This window comes from Bacillus sp. A260 (genome assembly GCF_009861435.1).
Classification (GTDB): domain Bacteria; phylum Bacillota; class Bacilli; order Bacillales; family Bacillaceae_G; genus Bacillus_A; species Bacillus_A cereus.
This window is the reverse complement of sequence record NZ_CP046398.1, coordinates 3089880-3104835: the sequence shown is the minus strand read 5'-3', so window position 1 is coordinate 3104835 and position 14956 is coordinate 3089880. Positions and strand designations below refer to the sequence as shown.

The window sequence follows — 14956 nt, the reverse complement described above, 5'->3', positions numbered from 1 at the left end:
AGTTAAGTATTTAGTAAGGTCCCCACTCAATATTCACCCCAACAATAAGAAAAACAAGTCCAATGATAAACCAAATGAGTGCAAGTGGAGCCATGAAACGAATCCATTTTCCATAAGAAATCCCGCTTGCTGCGAGAACGCCCATTAAAACACCGGAAGTTGGATTTAAGCAGTTTACTACACCTTCTCCGAGCATAACAGCCTGTACTGTAACTTGGCGTGTAATGTGCATGAAATCAGCTAATGGAGCTAATATCGGAATAAAAATAACCGATTCTCCTGTCCCGGATGAAATAAGGAAATGTAATGCAGCACTACTTACGTACATACCGATAACGCCAAATACAGGGCTTTGTCCTTCAAGAGACTGTGCGAGCTGGTTAACGATAGTATCAAGTAATTTGCCTTGTTCTAAAATGACTGAAATACAGCGAGCCATTCCGACGATTAAAGCACCGTAGATAAGATTTTGGCAGCCAGTTAGAAAAGTGGATGCGATATCGTTTGCTTTCATGCCACCTATTATTCCTGCTGTAATTGCTATGAAAATAAAAGTAGCGGTCATTTCTGCGTCCGTCCAATGTAGACGAAAAGCGCCTATTAAAAATGCAATTAATGATAAAGCTGAAACGAGTAAAATTAATTTATGACGTATCGTCCAAGGGACTTCTTTTTTCTCTGTTTCTTTTTCGCTTGAAAGAGCGTTACTGGGAAACCAGTTGTCGCCAAGGATGCTTCCTTTATTTGATTTTTTCAAGCGTTTTACATACCAATTTATATAAAGGATAGTGGCAAGTAAAAAAGATATATAAATTGCTGTGCGTAAACCAATTCCCGAAAACATCGGAAGTTCTGCGATCTTTTGTGAAATGCCTAAAGGTGAGGGGGATAAAATAGTAGCATTAAAACCAGCATAAGTGCCTAAATAAATAATTGCTACGCCAACGATAGCGTCCCATTTTAATGTGCGGGCAACGATGATGCCGATAGGGATAAAGCCGATAACTGAGTTAACGATAATGCCAGTCGTTCCGAGAATGGAAAAGAGTGCGGCGACAATACATATGAAAAGTAATTGCTGATTACGAAATTTGTTAATAACATGATAGATTAAACCGTCAAGGGCACCTGTCTTTTCAAGAATTGCAATGGCTCCACCTGTAAATAAAATTAGAAAGATAATAGGAGCAGCAAGTGTCATTCCTTTTTCAATAGCGGTAAAAAAAGAAACAAATCCTACAGGTGATTGCGGAACAGAATGGTAGCTACCTGGTATTGTCGTTGTAACGGTCCCGTTTGTAACCCTTTTAAATTCTCCAGCAGGAACGAAGTACGTAGCAATGGCGCAAAGTAAGGCAATAAAAAATAGTAGTACGTACGCATCAGGCATTTTAAACTTTTGTTTACTAGGTTGTTTTTTTGCCTCAGTTTGTATTTGCATAAAATCCCTCCTTCTTCACTTGGTTAATTTTTAATATTCTGAATTTAATCTGTGAAATAGATTATAATAAAGGTAGCTTCTTAAGGCAATAGTTTTTGTATCCTTTTCCCGCACGTACAAATTATTGCAATATTAGACAGGGAAACGATAATAAGCCAAGAATATGTTATGTAGAAAGAAAAAGGAAAAGAGGGAACAAGATGTGGAAAACTACTGATCTATGTGATGAATTTGAAAAGGAATTACAAATATGTCGCCAGTCTTTTCGGTCTTTTGGGAAGAAAGAACAATTCCACGGGAAAATTGCAACTGTAAAAGTGAAAGATGATAATGTACTAGTGAAGGAAGGATTGCAAACATTACCAGAAGGAACAGTATTAGTTGTTGATGGCGGAGCGTCTACGAATTGTGCGTTACTTGGTGATAATTTGGCAGCTATTGCGGAAGAAAGAAAGCTAGCAGGAATTATTGTGAATGGGTATGTTCGTGATTCTAGTGAACTAAAGAATATTAATATTGGTATTTTAGCGTTAGGAACGATGCCAAATAGAAGTGTGAAAGAAGGAAAAGGAGAACGAAATATTTCATTGCACTTTGGACAAGTGGATTGGAATCCAAATGAATATGTCTATGCGGATGAAGATGGCGTCATTATTAGTGAAAAGAGTTTACATCGTTAAGAGTTAATAAGTTATTATTCTTAGAAAATAAATCCGATAAAGCATGGACAAAATTCTTTGTCAATAGTAAAATAATACAGAAATTTAAAATTTACAGAATGTATAGGTTTATCGTTTTACGATAACTTAAATGGAAGTAAGTTGTGCCAAGAAAAGTGAATGTTATCACAATGATACGTTCATAAACAAAATTATTTTTCCTATACAAATATAGCCGCGAATAATGCGGGTAGGAGGTGTTGTACATTTTTGTTCGACACTTACAAAAAGAGAGTGTCAATCGCACGCCCTTGAAGGGCCTTTTTTTGTGTAAATGGTAGTAAGGGAGGAAATTTTGGGATGGCAATGTTGAAAAAGTGGCTGCTTACGTCGTTAATGGCAGTGACACTTGTATTTGTTTCTTTTGCGAATACAGTACATATTACGTTTGCTGAAGGAAATACAGCAAAACTTGCAATTATTGGGGAATCACAAAAGGGCATTATGTTATGTCCGAAAGAAGAGCAAATTAAAGATGGGGAAACAGCTTTAAGTTTGCTGCAAAAGGTCATGGGGGACAAAGTAGAATCTGAAACGATGTCGTTTGGAACATATGTAAAAGGAATCGATGGTTTAATGGCCGGGGCTACAAGTGCTTGGCTGTATGATGTAAATGATAAGTCTGCAGAAGTCGGAGCAGATAGTTATAAATTAAAATCTGGAGATGTTGTTGTCTTTCGCTTTGTTTCAGACTGGAGCAATATAAGCCAGGAAACATTGAAAGAAACGTTAGATAAGTTCGGGACGTGTAAACCAGAAGAACCTAACGGTGGCAAACCAGAAGAACCAAAGACGGATGATCCAAAACAAGAAAAACCAGAAGAACCGAAGACGGATGATCCAAAACAAGAAAAACCAGAAGAACCAAAGACGAATGATCCAAAACAAGAAAAACCAGAAGAACCAAAGACGGATGGTTCAAAACAAGAAAAACCAGATGGTACAAAAACAAATGATGAAAAACCAGAACAACCAAAGCAAGAGAACATTCAAGATCCAAGTGCACAATTAAACGAAGCCATTTCTAAAACATCAGATAAGATGTTACAAGATGGAATTGAAAGTGACTGGGTAGCTGTAGCGCTTTCTCGTTCTGGAAAGAATGTGCCAATTGAGGCAAAATTAAATTATGTTAAGTCAGTAACTGAAAAAGTAGAAAAGCGCATTAATCGTTTTTCAGCGACAGATTTAGCTAGAACAATTATTATGATGAATGCAATGAGTGCAGACCCTAAAAATGTAGGTGGACATAATTTAGTTCAAAAATTGTATGAGTCAGATAAAGTGAATTCTGTTACAGGTTATGCATTTGCTTTACTTGCATTTGATACGAAGAAGTATGAGATTCCAGTTGAATCAAAATGGAACAGAGTTGCTCTAGTGGAAGCACTGTTAAATAATCAGCATACAGACGGTGGATGGACTTATAATAGTTCAGGTAGTAAAGATAGTGCTAGTAGTGTTGATGTAACAGGTATGGTTTTATCAGCATTAGCTCCTTATCAAGAGCGATCAGATGTGAAACCAGCTATACAAAAAGCTGTTGCATATTTATATAACGAACAGCTGCAAAATGGTGGTTTTTCAGCTGATGGACAAGAAAATTCAAATAGTACTGCGCAAGCAATTATTGGATTATCGCTTGTTAAAGATGTAGATCAAAATCGTCTTCATAAGGCAATGCAAAACCTATTATCATATCAACTTTCAAATGGTGAATTTAAATGGTTACCAAGTGATCAAAATGGTAACGGAATGGCTACAGAACAGGCTCTTTTAGCATTACTTCAATTTAAGGAAATGGGAAAATCTATTTATGATTGGTCTAATGTAGACGCTGGTGATGTAATTAAGCCAAAACCGATTGAAGAGCCAGAAAAGGTCGTTGAACCAGAAAATAATGTAGTAGAAAAAGAAGTTATTGAAGAACCGAAAGAACAAAAACAAGTACAACAAGAAACAAAAGATGAAAATCTAAAAGTAGTTGTAGATAACGAACCAGTTAAGAATAAAAAAATCGGAAACGATAACAGTCTACCAAAAACAGGAGCATCTTCTCATAGCGCAGCAACAGAAGTAGGTATGGGTGTATTATGTATTGCTTCTGCATATGTATTATGGAGACGTAAAGCAGCTTAACAAAAAATTAGGAGCAATTATTTGCTCCTAATTTTCGTATGAAAGGTGAGAGATAGGATGAGTAAGGTGAAATGGTTCATTTCTTTACTGCTTTCGCTCGGGCTACTTGCCGGATGTGAAGAGGCAGCTGTAAAGCCTGAAAAGAAGGTAGAACCGAAGCAAGAAGAGGTAGCGAAACAAGAAGAACAAAAAGATGAAGCGAAGCCAGAAGAAAAAGCAGAAGAAAAGCAAGCTGAATCAGAGCAAAAGCAGCAAGAAGAACAGAAAGAGAAACAAGAACAAAAAGTAGAAGAGAAGCCGAAAGAGGAAAAGCCGCAGGCACAACCAGAGGTAAAGAAAGAAGAGAAACAACAGGAACAACCGAAAGAGCAACCTGCTGTAAATAAGCAACCAGAGCAGCAACAAGTACAAGAAGAGAAACAACAACCGAAAGCACCAGAAGTAAAAGAAGAAGCAAAGGTTGTGAATCAGCCGAAAGAAACACCGAAGCAGGAGCAAAAAGTTGATCCGAATAAAGCGGAGAAAACGATACCGACTCCGACCGTTCCAAATTCTGAACAACGAAAATCAGATCCGGTTCCACCGCCTAAACCGCAAGCAAAACAAGTAACAATCTCGGTAAAAGGAAATAACGGATATATAATGGGTGCGAAAAAGATGGATGTACAAGATGGCGATACTGTGTATAAAGTATTACAACGTACAGGATTAGATGTTGATGCAAGCGGATCTAGAGATAGTATTTATGTAAAAGGTATTAATGATTTATATGAAAAAGATATTGCGGATACTAGTGGATGGAAATATCGTGTGAACGGTGCTTTTCCAAACCATAGTGCTGGTGTAGTTACGGTAAAACCAGGAGATACAATTGAGTGGGTATACGTATTACAATAAGAAAGGCATTCGGTAAAGGGCTATGAAAATAAGTTTTTCTTCTTTACATCCTTTTGTGAATTTTTTCTATTATATCGGGGTGATGATACTATGTACGATGTGTCTTCATCCTCTTTTTTTAATTGGAGCAATAGTATTAATTATTATGTTAAATGTGGTGCAAGGAAATAGCGAAAAGATAAGAAAGATGCTACCGAGCACAATTGTTTTCTTTTTTATGGTAATTTTATTTAATTCGTTATTAACGCATAGAGGTCGAACTACGTTATTTTGGTTAGGTGATAGCCGTGTTAAGCTTGAGGCGATTATGTTTGGAATAGTAATGGGGTTATTACTAGTTGCAGTTATGTTTACGTTTGCGTCATACAATGATATTATTTCCAGTCATAAATTTTTATATTTGTTTTCAAGAATTTCACCGAAAGTTGCATTGTTAACGATGATTACAGTGAGATTTGTTCCTTTGTTTATAAGGCGATTAAAGAAAATCACACTCGTCCAAAAAACGAAAGGTGTGCAGGTAGATTCAGGTTCGATAATAGAACGCGTCAAAAATGGTATGCAATTGCTGCAAGTATTATTAATTTGTTCATTAGAAGATGCACTGCAAACGGCAGATTCTATGCAAGCTCGTGGATTTGGTGTAACGAAGCGTACGACGTATATTCGCTATAGAATGGAAAGGCGTGATTGGTATACGCTCAGTTATTTAATCATTTTATTTATAGCTGCTATTGTATGTAGTAATTATGGCGGAGGGAAATTGATTATTTATCCGAAAGTCGAATCTATTTTATTCCAGCAATACGATGGAATGATGTTTGTATTATTTACACTGTTTATTAGTTTACCAATTATGATGGAAGGAAGGGAATGGATATGGTGGCGCATGCAGAAATAAACAATTTATCATTTGTATATGCTGATGAAAATAAAAAAGCGTTACAGCATATTTCTCTTTCTGTTCAAAAAGGTGAGTTTATTGCACTTGCTGGAGGATCGGGATCTGGGAAGACGACGTTATTAAAACATTTTAAAAAGGAGTTACTTCCAATTGGTACGCGTTCTGGAGAGGTATTTTATGAGGGTGTTTTAATAGAGGAAGTAGCTGATTTGTTATCTGCCCAAGAAATTGGGATGGTATTTCAAAACCCAGAAAACCAGATTGTTATGGATACAGTGATTCAAGAATTAGCATTTTCTTTAGAAAATATCGGATTATCATCACATATTATTCAAAAAAGAATAGCAGAGCTTATTAGCTTTTTAGGATTTCAAGATTTATTGCATCAATCTGTTCACACGTTATCTGGTGGGCAAAAGCAACTTGTTAATTTAGCTGCGGTATTAGTTATGCAGCCGAAATTGCTATTATTAGATGAACCGACAGCGCAGTTAGATCCAATCGCTGCAAAAGAGTTTTTAGGATTATTAAAACGGATTAATGAAGAACTTGGAATTACGATTATTTTAAGTGAACATCGTTTAGATGAAGTTATCCCGCTTGCAACACGCGTTGTTTGTATGGATAATGGCCGTATTATGTATGATGGTAGTCCTAAAATTGTTATTACGGATATGTGGGGAGTAGAAACATTCCGTCCATTTATTCCGCAAATTCCAAGGCTATTTTTAGAGTGGAATGTGAGAGATATTCCGTTTACAGTGCGAGAGGCGCAAATGAAAATGAATGATTTTGCAGCGATATCATATGTAAATGACCCAATAGCACAAAGTGAAAAGCAAGAGGTAATTTTAAGCGCAGAGCATATTTCGTTCCAATATGAAAAAAATAGTCCGCTTATTTTACGTGATTTATCAGTTTCGATTGAAAAAGGAAAATGGGTAGCGCTCGTTGGGAAGAACGGTACAGGTAAGTCTACACTGTTAACGATTTTAGCAGGATTACAAAAAGCGAGAAGAGGAAAAGTAAAGTGGAACGGAAAAGTGATACATAAAATTGATTCGAAAGAACGGTTTAAAAGTATTGGGTATGTATCGCAGCATCCGTATTACCATTTTACATTTGATACAGTATGGGACGAGGTTTATGAACGTGCGCGTGAATTATATGGAGAACAAGGAAAAGAAATAGCAGAAGATACGCTAAAACAGTTTTGGTTGTACTCGCTTAAAGAACGCCATCCGCATGATTGTAGCGGAGGAGAGCAACAATTACTTGCGTTATGTACGACGTTATTATCAAAGCCAACGATATTATTACTTGATGAACCGACAAAGGGATTGGATCCATGGAAGAAAGAAAGAGTAGGAGAACTATTTAGGAAGCTGCAAAAAGAAGGTACAACAATTGTAATGGCAACGCATGATATTGAGTTTGCAGCGAAATACGTGGATCAATGTATGATGTTATTTGATGGAACAGTCATTATGAATGATGCACCGAAAGAATTTTTTAGCGGCAACTTCTTTTATACAACATCTATTAATCGATTCATTCGAAAAGAATTGCCATATGCATTAACGTGGGAGGATGTGTACGAAGCTTGTCCAAACGATATGTTGCATTCATAATATGTATCTTTGCAGTAATAATCGGCACATTACTCTTTACGACACTTGTCATGGACGGTTATTACATGTTAAGTAGTTTGTTTCTATTAGCGGTTATTATGTTACCTTTCTATATCCGTTTTGAAAGAAAGGCGTTTGTTTCACGTGAAATTGTTCTCGTTGCTGTATTAGCGGCAATTGCAGCAGTAAGCCGGGTGCCATTTTCTATTTTACCAAGTGTACAACCAACTTCTTTTGTCATTATCGTTTCTGCAATTGTATTTGGAAGTGAAACTGGTTTTATGATTGGTGCTACAGCAGCAATCGTATCTAATATTTTTTTAGGACAAGGTCCATGGACACCGTGGCAAATGTTTTCGTGGGGCATGATTGGTTTTATAGCAGGTTTACTTCGTAATACAGTTTTTATGAAAAAGCTATGGGGAAGACTTCTTTACGGAGTAATTGTTGGCTTTTTATTTGGCTGGATTATGAATTTCTGGGGCCTTCTCGGTTTTATACGAGAAGCAACATGGGAAACTGTCATTTCGTATTATATCGCAAGTTTTTACTTTGATTTGAGCCATGCGATTTCGAATGTTATTTTCTTATTACTATTTAGTACTTCATGGATTACGATTCTTACAAGATTTAAAAAGAAATACGGTATATTAGATGAGCATAACGTGACATAGAAAAGCATACTCATATAAGGTAGGGTCGCGACTTACATATTCGTTTGCCTCTTTCATGCTTCTTACATAATGTAAGGAGCATTTTTTTGTCAAAAAATCGATTCAATATGCATCCGCTATTATATAAAATTATTTGTATAATTGTAGGTGAGAACTTTTTTCAAAAGGGAGGTGTATAGTTAATGAAGTTAGTTATTCCGAAGCAACATGGTGCATGGGCCATGCTTGTTATTCCTTTTTTATTAAGTGTCATACTTGGGAAACCTACTATTTATCATATTCCATTGTTTTTAGCGTGGTTCTTTATCTATTTAGCTACGTACCCATTTCTTACGTACATAAAGCAAAGACGAAAAAAAGAGTTTTTACAAGTTGCCATTATTTATTTTCTTATTGCGTTCCTATTTGGGATGATTTCTTTATTATATGAGTGGCGAATTCTTTTATTCGTAATAGTAATGATTCCATTATTTATAGTGAATATGTATTACGCTCGTCAAAAAAATGAAAGAGCACTATTAAATGATATTTGTGCGATTATTGTGTTTTGTATCGGTGGGTTAATTAGTTATTCCTTTTCAATGAAGCAAATCGATCATACAGCATTATTCATTGCGCTTATTTCATTTTTATACTTTTTAGGTAGTACGTTCTATGTGAAAACGATGATTCGTGAAAAAAATAATCCGAAGTATCGTCTTATATCTTGGGGATATCATATTGTATTAACGATAATCATATTTGTGATTAATCCGTGGTGTTCTCTTATTTTTATACCAAGTGTCTTTCGAGCAATTGTGTTGTATGGCAAAAAAATTTCTATTATAAAAGTAGGAATTTTAGAAATTGCTAATTCTGTATATTTTTTAATCATAACGGCAATAATTATGAAGTATGCCATTTGAAAAAACTTCCCATCAATTGATGGGAAGTTTTTAATCTTTTTCTAAAATGTGAACGGTGTACTCACAACGTTGAATAGCTTGTTCAACAGCATAAAGTGATTGTTCAATACGAGCGCGATTAAAATCTTTTTCAACTGTTTCGAGCGCTTCTTCTAAACAATTTTTAGCTTCTTGTAATGATTGAAAAGAATCTTGTACATATCCGCGAGCATTTTGATGCATTTCATAATCCTCCTTGCATGTTCGTATATGGGTAGTATGAACAGTAAGGAAGAAAATATAATTTGTTATATTTATTATATTTGTTTGACAATTGAAGTGGAATTACGTATAGTAAGAATTAAGTGAATATTTTCTTATCCAGAGAGGTGGAGGGACTGGCCCGATGAAACCCAGCAACCGCGATGCAGGTGCTAATTCCAGCAGAACATATTTGTTCTGGGAGATAAGACGAAGATATATACGTAACTTCTTCTTATCGGAGAGGTTTTTTTATTGCAAAAAAACCGATTACGAAAATTTATATTAAGAAGAAAGGGGTTGCGCATTACTGTGACACTCGAAAAATACGTAAAACTGCGTAGTACAGTTTATGAATATATGATAGAGCAAGATAAGCCGATATCATTGTTAGATATTCAAGAACATATCGTTTCGCATCATGAAGGAAAATTCACGAAAAAGATGTTGCATCAATTTTATTTATCAAGATTATTAGACGAACTAAAACTGGATGGGAAAATTACATTAGCTGATGAATATCTCTATGCTGAAAAAGGGGTATTGTATAAGGCGAGAAAAGGGAGCTAAGCTCTCTTTTTTCTTAAAATAACGGAGTATGTAGAGTAAAAGACTGCTAAAGCAGCCTGATACAGGGAATGGTGTTGAGTGTGTAGTGTCAAAAATTGAATGTGCCTGAAAGAGGCAATTCATATCGGCTGCAAATGAAAAGAGACACCTTCGCCGAATAGGTGTCAGTCGTTTTGTCACGTAGACTTGCTACTTAACAGTAATTAGAATAACATGCAGGATTTTTGAAGTCAAAAGGGAATTAAAGGAAGGGGTACAATTATGTACGCTTACTTATTAAAAGATATAACGAAATGGATCCCAAAGTACATTGTAGATAAGGGATATGAATATTATGAAGATGGGCATGTAGAAGATGTTGAAATACAAGATAAAAAAGTGTTTGCTTTCGTTACTGGAAATGCAGGGAATTATGAAGTAGTTATCGATCTCGAAGATTTTTCAGAAAGTAACTGTGAGTGTCCCTATGAAAATTATTGTAAACATATGGCGGCAGTTGTTTATGATATGCAAGGTGCTGGTGAGAGTGCAGTTAAAGAGAAACTGAAAGATTTAGAAAAAGAAGAGTTACTTATATTATTAAATCGATTGTTGCAAAGTTCGAAAAACGTACAAATTGTAGAGAAGTTATTAAAGAAGGAGAAACTTTAACGTATAGAGGGAGTTGTTTTGTAGTGAACGTACTAATTATATATGCTCATCCTAACCCTTCAAGTTTTAACGCGGCGATTTTCAATCATGTGCAAAAAGGACTACAGGAAACAAATCATTCAGTTACCGTACTTGATTTATACAAAGAACAATTTGATCCAGTCCTCGTATTTAATGAAGAGAAGAAAAGACGCGATTTAGTAAATGAAGAGGAAACAGCTCGGTATAGAACGTTAGTAGAAGAAGCAGATACACTTCTATTCATCTATCCAATATGGTGGTGGGGGATGCCAGCAATTTTAAAAGGATTTATCGATCGTATTTTCGTAGCTGGATTTGCTTATAAATATGAAGGGGCTCTGCCGAAAGGATTATTGCAAGGGAAAAAAGCATGGGTTATTAATACGTTAGACTCGCCTCTATGGTACGTCGCATTGTTATATCGATCAGCAGATTGGATTATGATGAAGAGAGGTATTTTACGTTTTTGTGGCATTCGCGATATAAAACGGTCAGTGTTTCAATCTGTGAAAACGAGTAAAGTATCAAAGCGTGAGAAATGGTTATTACAAATAGAAGAAAAGGCTCGTGCATTATGAATGAAGTCGATCGTATTATAAACTGTGTTCAGTATGATGGCGAACTTTTTCGGAAGTATGTTACGTGTTTACTTCAATTGAAAAAATGCAGCGAAACATTTCAGCAAATTCAAATAGAGTTAAGAAATGATTATTTAATAAGAGGAATTTGTGAAAGAGAAGTTGATCAGGTAGTAAGGGGAAGTAAAGAATATGAAACATATTTTCTTCCTAAAGCGTTACAGTGGAATTTTTTGAGGGAACATCCACACCTGATCGGAAAAATTTGCGAAGATTTTTTTGCATTTGAGTCATTACATCTTACGGAGTTAGAGTGGGAGAAGATTATAAATTTCATGGGAAATAAGTGATTTATTATGTAAAAAAGCTAGTATAAAACTAGCTTTTCGTTTAAATAAATAAGAAGCATAGACTAATGATAAAACCCGCATATAGTAAGTTCACAACACAAAATCCCATAATGTCACGAGCTCCTAAACCAGCTATCGCTAATGCTGGTAATGCCCAGAAAGGTTGAATTAAATTCGTCCAAGCATCGCCCCATGCAATTGCCATTGCTGTTTTTGCAGCAGGTACACCAAGTTCAGCGCCAGCTGGAATCATAATTGGTGCTTGCACAGCCCATTGACCGCCGCCAGATGGAACGAAAATGTTAACAATGCCAGCACTTAAAAATGTAAAGAGCGGAAAAGTCGTTTCATTTGAAATGCTAATAAAGAAATTAGAAATAGCTCCTCCAAGTGAAAGTCCTTCACTATTTGCTCCAATCATCATGCCCATAATTCCTGCGTAAAACGGAAATTGAAGTAAAATGCCAGAAGCACTTTTCGTAGAGTCTGAAAAAGCACGAATATACTGAATCGGAGTACGGTGGAAAATAAGACCTGCAATTAATAACATAAAAATCACGATATCGAGAGTAAGGTTAAAACCTTTCGTATAAAAGTAATTGAAAATATAAATGAGACCTAACAATCCAACGCAAAGTGTAATAATAATGCTATTTTCCATCTTTTCAGCGAACGTATTTTTTTCTACTTCTTGAGCAGCAGCTTCTTCATGGAACACGCTAGGATCTACTGTAATCGTATGTTTTTCATCTGGATGCATCGCTTTATTAATGAGAGGCATCGTAATGAGAAAAATAATAACTGGAACGAGAGCGTATGGTGAGAATAACGTTTCTGTTATTGGAATTGCCTCTTTAATACTTCCAGCAGTCGTTTTAATTAACGTTTCACCGCCTGTTGCTAACGTAAGAGGAATAGAGGCAGAAAGACCGGCATGCCAAATGAGAAATCCAGAGTAAGAAGAGGCGATTGCTAGTCTATAATCTAATCCGTCCAGCTGCCTTGCCACTTCTTTTGCGTATAAAACAGATACAACAATTCCGAAGCCCCAGTTTATGTATGCACCGAGTAAACTTACAATTGAAATGGCAATAATGCCTTGTCCAGTTGTTTTTGGTAGTCTGGCAGCTTTCGTTAATCCTTTTTTAATAAGAGGAGCATTTGCTAAAGCAGATCCAGTCACGAGTACAAGTGCCATTTGCATAGAAAAGGCGAGGAGTCCCCAAATTCCATTACCCCAGTGATTAATCATTTCTACAGGTGTTTGGTGAGTCGCAAACATACCAAAGAAGATAACGAAAACAGTTAGTAAACATGATAAAATAAACGGTTCTGGTAAGAAGCGTTGCACTAAGGCGACGCAACCATTTGTAAAGGAACGAAACAAAATAGATCAACCTCCTTATGTATATGTATTACAATTATTCGAGGTTGTTTAGGAGATAACCTTCAATATAAATAAAATTCAGATATTTACAGAGTGGTAATTTATTGATAGATTGATATAGAGCCTCGTATCAAATTCTGCTTTTAATATACTAGAAGAAAAACGGTTGGAAATGGGGTAGCACTTATAGGGATAGTATAGAGAAAGGTTACTAGCTGGCTTCAAAGCAACTGTTGCAAACTGGTCAAAAAATAAAGTTCATCATCCCGGAAGAAACTTTATTTTCATCTATAGAAGAAATTTTCGACCAATATGAACAGACAATCTTTGTAAGGGAAGTGTTTTAATACATTCTCCAAAAGATGTGGATGTATAAGTTAAACGCTCAATTAAAATTGTAAACTGCTTATAAAATTTTCGATAGGTGTATTTTAGGTAATTGTTTTTTCAATATCTTCTAATAACAAAAAGATAATTGGTATAGTAGTGTAAATAATGTACTGTAATGAAAAAGCTTCCACTACTGTGGAAGCTTTTCTAAATGATGTGCAATATCAATATACATATTTGAGTAAACTGAATGTATTTCATTACTTGGCGTTGCGTTAGAAGAGAAATGAACGATTACCATATTTGTTTTCGGATCGATGTAAAGTGTTTGTCCGTAACTACCTAACACTTCGAAAGCACCTTGTTCATTGTGCGGAATCCACCATTGATTATGATAAGAAATGGAAGCTCCAGGGCCAATTGCAAGTTCACCTTCTTGGACATTTTTTACACTTTCTGTAATAGAAGAAGGGAGAATGTGTTTTCCGTTATATTCCCCATTGTTTAATAGTAATTGCCCGAATCTCGCCATATCTCTAGCAGTTGCATTTAAGCCAGCGCTTGCTTGTTCTATTTTCATTTCATCTGTAACGTAATACGCGTTTTCTTCCATACCAATTTGAGACCAAATTCGTTCGCTTACATTTTCAGCTAGTGATTTACCAGTAATAGTTCTAATAATCCAAGCGAGCGTTTCTGTTGATCCGTTATTGTAAGAAAAGGAAGAACCAGGCGGTGCAGTTTCTTCGGCTTCCCGTAACATATCATAAATTTTCATCGGACCGTCGTAATTTTTGCCGCGGGGTAAAATATTGCTAGCTAAATATAATTGTGCATCTTGATTTTCTAGCCCAGGTTGCTCATATCCATGAGTAGGATATTCAGCTGAAACTTGCATGTCCATTAATTGCTGAAGTGTGGCATTACCGAACGGTGTGTTTTTTAATTCTTTTATGTAAGTGTCAGCTGTTTTCTCTAAATCGATACGATTCTCTTCAGCGAGAGATTGTATAATTGCCCCGGTAAAGACTTTTGCTAATGATGCCATACCATGAGGTTCATTCTGTTTATACCCATTGAAATATCGTTCGTAAACAAGTTGTCCATTATGTACAACGACAAAAGCATCTGTTTTGTTATCATCTAAAAGTTTTTTTAGAGGAGTTGTATTTCCGAATCTACGCTCCACAGCAAAATCGTCTAAGTTTTGCAATGCGGAAGGGAAGTGAGCAATTTGGTCAGGATTGTTTTTTACGTCATTAACTAAAGTGAATTCTTTCATGTGTGTGTACGACCAACGCAAGTAAGGGTCATTTAACCAGTTTTCTTTTGTCACATTATGTTTTGATGGGGTCGTTTTATTTTGTTTGAAGTAAGTAAACCCAAGCCCTGTAATTACAAATATGAATGTTAGTATAAGTAAGAGTAGGGGAGATTTTTTTAGTTTCATATATGGCCCTCCTTTTTATTTCTACTATAAGTATACGCTCGTCTTGAAAGAAATACAAAATAAGGAAAG

At 35.8% G+C, this 14956-nt stretch carries 15 protein-coding genes and 1 riboswitch; of the genes, 11 read left to right on the top strand and 4 right to left on the bottom strand.

Annotated elements, in window-relative coordinates:
- Positions 1 to 10: 10 nt before the first annotated feature.
- Positions 11 to 1441, bottom strand: a complete 1431-nt coding sequence (locus GD442_RS15605; RefSeq protein ID WP_025686826.1) for a YfcC family protein — start codon at positions 1439 to 1441, stop codon at positions 11 to 13.
- A 200-nt stretch (positions 1442 to 1641) separates the two neighbouring features.
- Here GD442_RS15605 and rraA point away from each other — a divergent pair, with 200 nt between their 5' ends.
- The 7 genes from rraA (at position 1642) to GD442_RS15570 (ending at position 9310) form a co-directional block, all read left to right on the top strand.
- Complete coding sequence (gene rraA, locus GD442_RS15600) at positions 1642 to 2121, top strand: ribonuclease E activity regulator RraA (RefSeq protein WP_000266037.1); 480 nt, start codon at positions 1642 to 1644, stop codon at positions 2119 to 2121.
- 339 nt (positions 2122 to 2460) lie between these two features.
- Positions 2461 to 4299 (top strand): DUF4430 domain-containing protein, encoded by a 1839-nt coding sequence (locus tag GD442_RS15595; RefSeq protein ID WP_159365125.1) that lies wholly within the window; start codon positions 2461 to 2463, stop codon positions 4297 to 4299.
- Positions 4300 to 4356: 57 nt separating this feature from the next.
- Positions 4357 to 5196, top strand: coding sequence for a DUF4430 domain-containing protein (locus GD442_RS15590; RefSeq protein ID WP_000048881.1), 840 nt, complete (start codon positions 4357 to 4359; stop codon positions 5194 to 5196).
- Between the two features lie 22 nt (positions 5197 to 5218).
- Entirely contained in the window at positions 5219 to 6097 is an 879-nt protein-coding gene (locus GD442_RS15585) for an energy-coupling factor transporter transmembrane component T (RefSeq protein WP_033666295.1), read from the top strand.
- On the top strand, positions 6070 to 7731 hold the full coding sequence (locus GD442_RS15580; protein WP_033666294.1) for an ABC transporter ATP-binding protein: 1662 nt from the start codon (positions 6070 to 6072) through the stop codon (positions 7729 to 7731). The genes GD442_RS15585 and GD442_RS15580 overlap by 28 nt, the downstream gene beginning before the upstream one ends.
- The gene (locus GD442_RS15575; protein WP_000044905.1) at positions 7704 to 8405 is read left to right on the top strand and encodes an ECF transporter S component; all 702 of its coding nucleotides are present in this window, start codon (positions 7704 to 7706) and stop codon (positions 8403 to 8405) included. The genes GD442_RS15580 and GD442_RS15575 overlap by 28 nt, the downstream gene beginning before the upstream one ends.
- Before the next feature lie 182 nt (positions 8406 to 8587).
- Complete coding sequence (locus GD442_RS15570) at positions 8588 to 9310, top strand: YwiC-like family protein (protein ID WP_000779985.1); 723 nt, start codon at positions 8588 to 8590, stop codon at positions 9308 to 9310.
- A 30-nt stretch (positions 9311 to 9340) separates the two neighbouring features.
- Here the strand turns inward: GD442_RS15570 and GD442_RS15565 are convergent, their stop codons facing one another.
- A complete protein-coding gene (locus GD442_RS15565) occupies positions 9341 to 9532 on the bottom strand; it encodes a hypothetical protein (protein ID WP_000554032.1) in 192 nt (63 codons plus the stop codon).
- A 131-nt stretch (positions 9533 to 9663) separates the two neighbouring features.
- A riboswitch (SAM riboswitch) is annotated at positions 9664 to 9762 on the top strand.
- Positions 9763 to 9862: 100 nt separating this feature from the next.
- Here GD442_RS15565 and GD442_RS15560 point away from each other — a divergent pair.
- From GD442_RS15560 to GD442_RS15545, 4 genes are all read left to right on the top strand, one after another.
- Positions 9863 to 10120, top strand: coding sequence for a hypothetical protein (locus GD442_RS15560; RefSeq protein WP_000171476.1), 258 nt, complete (start codon positions 9863 to 9865; stop codon positions 10118 to 10120).
- 261 nt (positions 10121 to 10381) lie between these two features.
- Positions 10382 to 10771, top strand: coding sequence for an SWIM zinc finger family protein (locus tag GD442_RS15555; protein WP_000271526.1), 390 nt, complete (start codon positions 10382 to 10384; stop codon positions 10769 to 10771).
- 23 nt (positions 10772 to 10794) lie between these two features.
- Positions 10795 to 11370, top strand: a complete 576-nt coding sequence (locus tag GD442_RS15550; protein WP_001101572.1) for an NAD(P)H-dependent oxidoreductase — start codon at positions 10795 to 10797, stop codon at positions 11368 to 11370.
- Entirely contained in the window at positions 11367 to 11720 is a 354-nt protein-coding gene (locus GD442_RS15545) for a hypothetical protein (protein ID WP_001006478.1), read from the top strand. The genes GD442_RS15550 and GD442_RS15545 overlap by 4 nt, the downstream gene beginning before the upstream one ends.
- Positions 11721 to 11760: 40 nt before the next feature.
- Here GD442_RS15545 and GD442_RS15540 read toward each other — a convergent pair whose 3' ends face one another.
- Positions 11761 to 13107 carry a short-chain fatty acid transporter gene (locus GD442_RS15540; RefSeq protein WP_000490030.1) on the bottom strand — a complete coding sequence of 449 codons (1347 nt, stop codon included), beginning with the start codon at positions 13105 to 13107 and terminating at the stop codon, positions 11761 to 11763.
- Between the two features lie 520 nt (positions 13108 to 13627).
- Positions 13628 to 14887, bottom strand: coding sequence for a serine hydrolase domain-containing protein (locus tag GD442_RS15535; protein ID WP_000768743.1), 1260 nt, complete (start codon positions 14885 to 14887; stop codon positions 13628 to 13630).
- Positions 14888 to 14956: the final 69 nt, after the last annotated feature.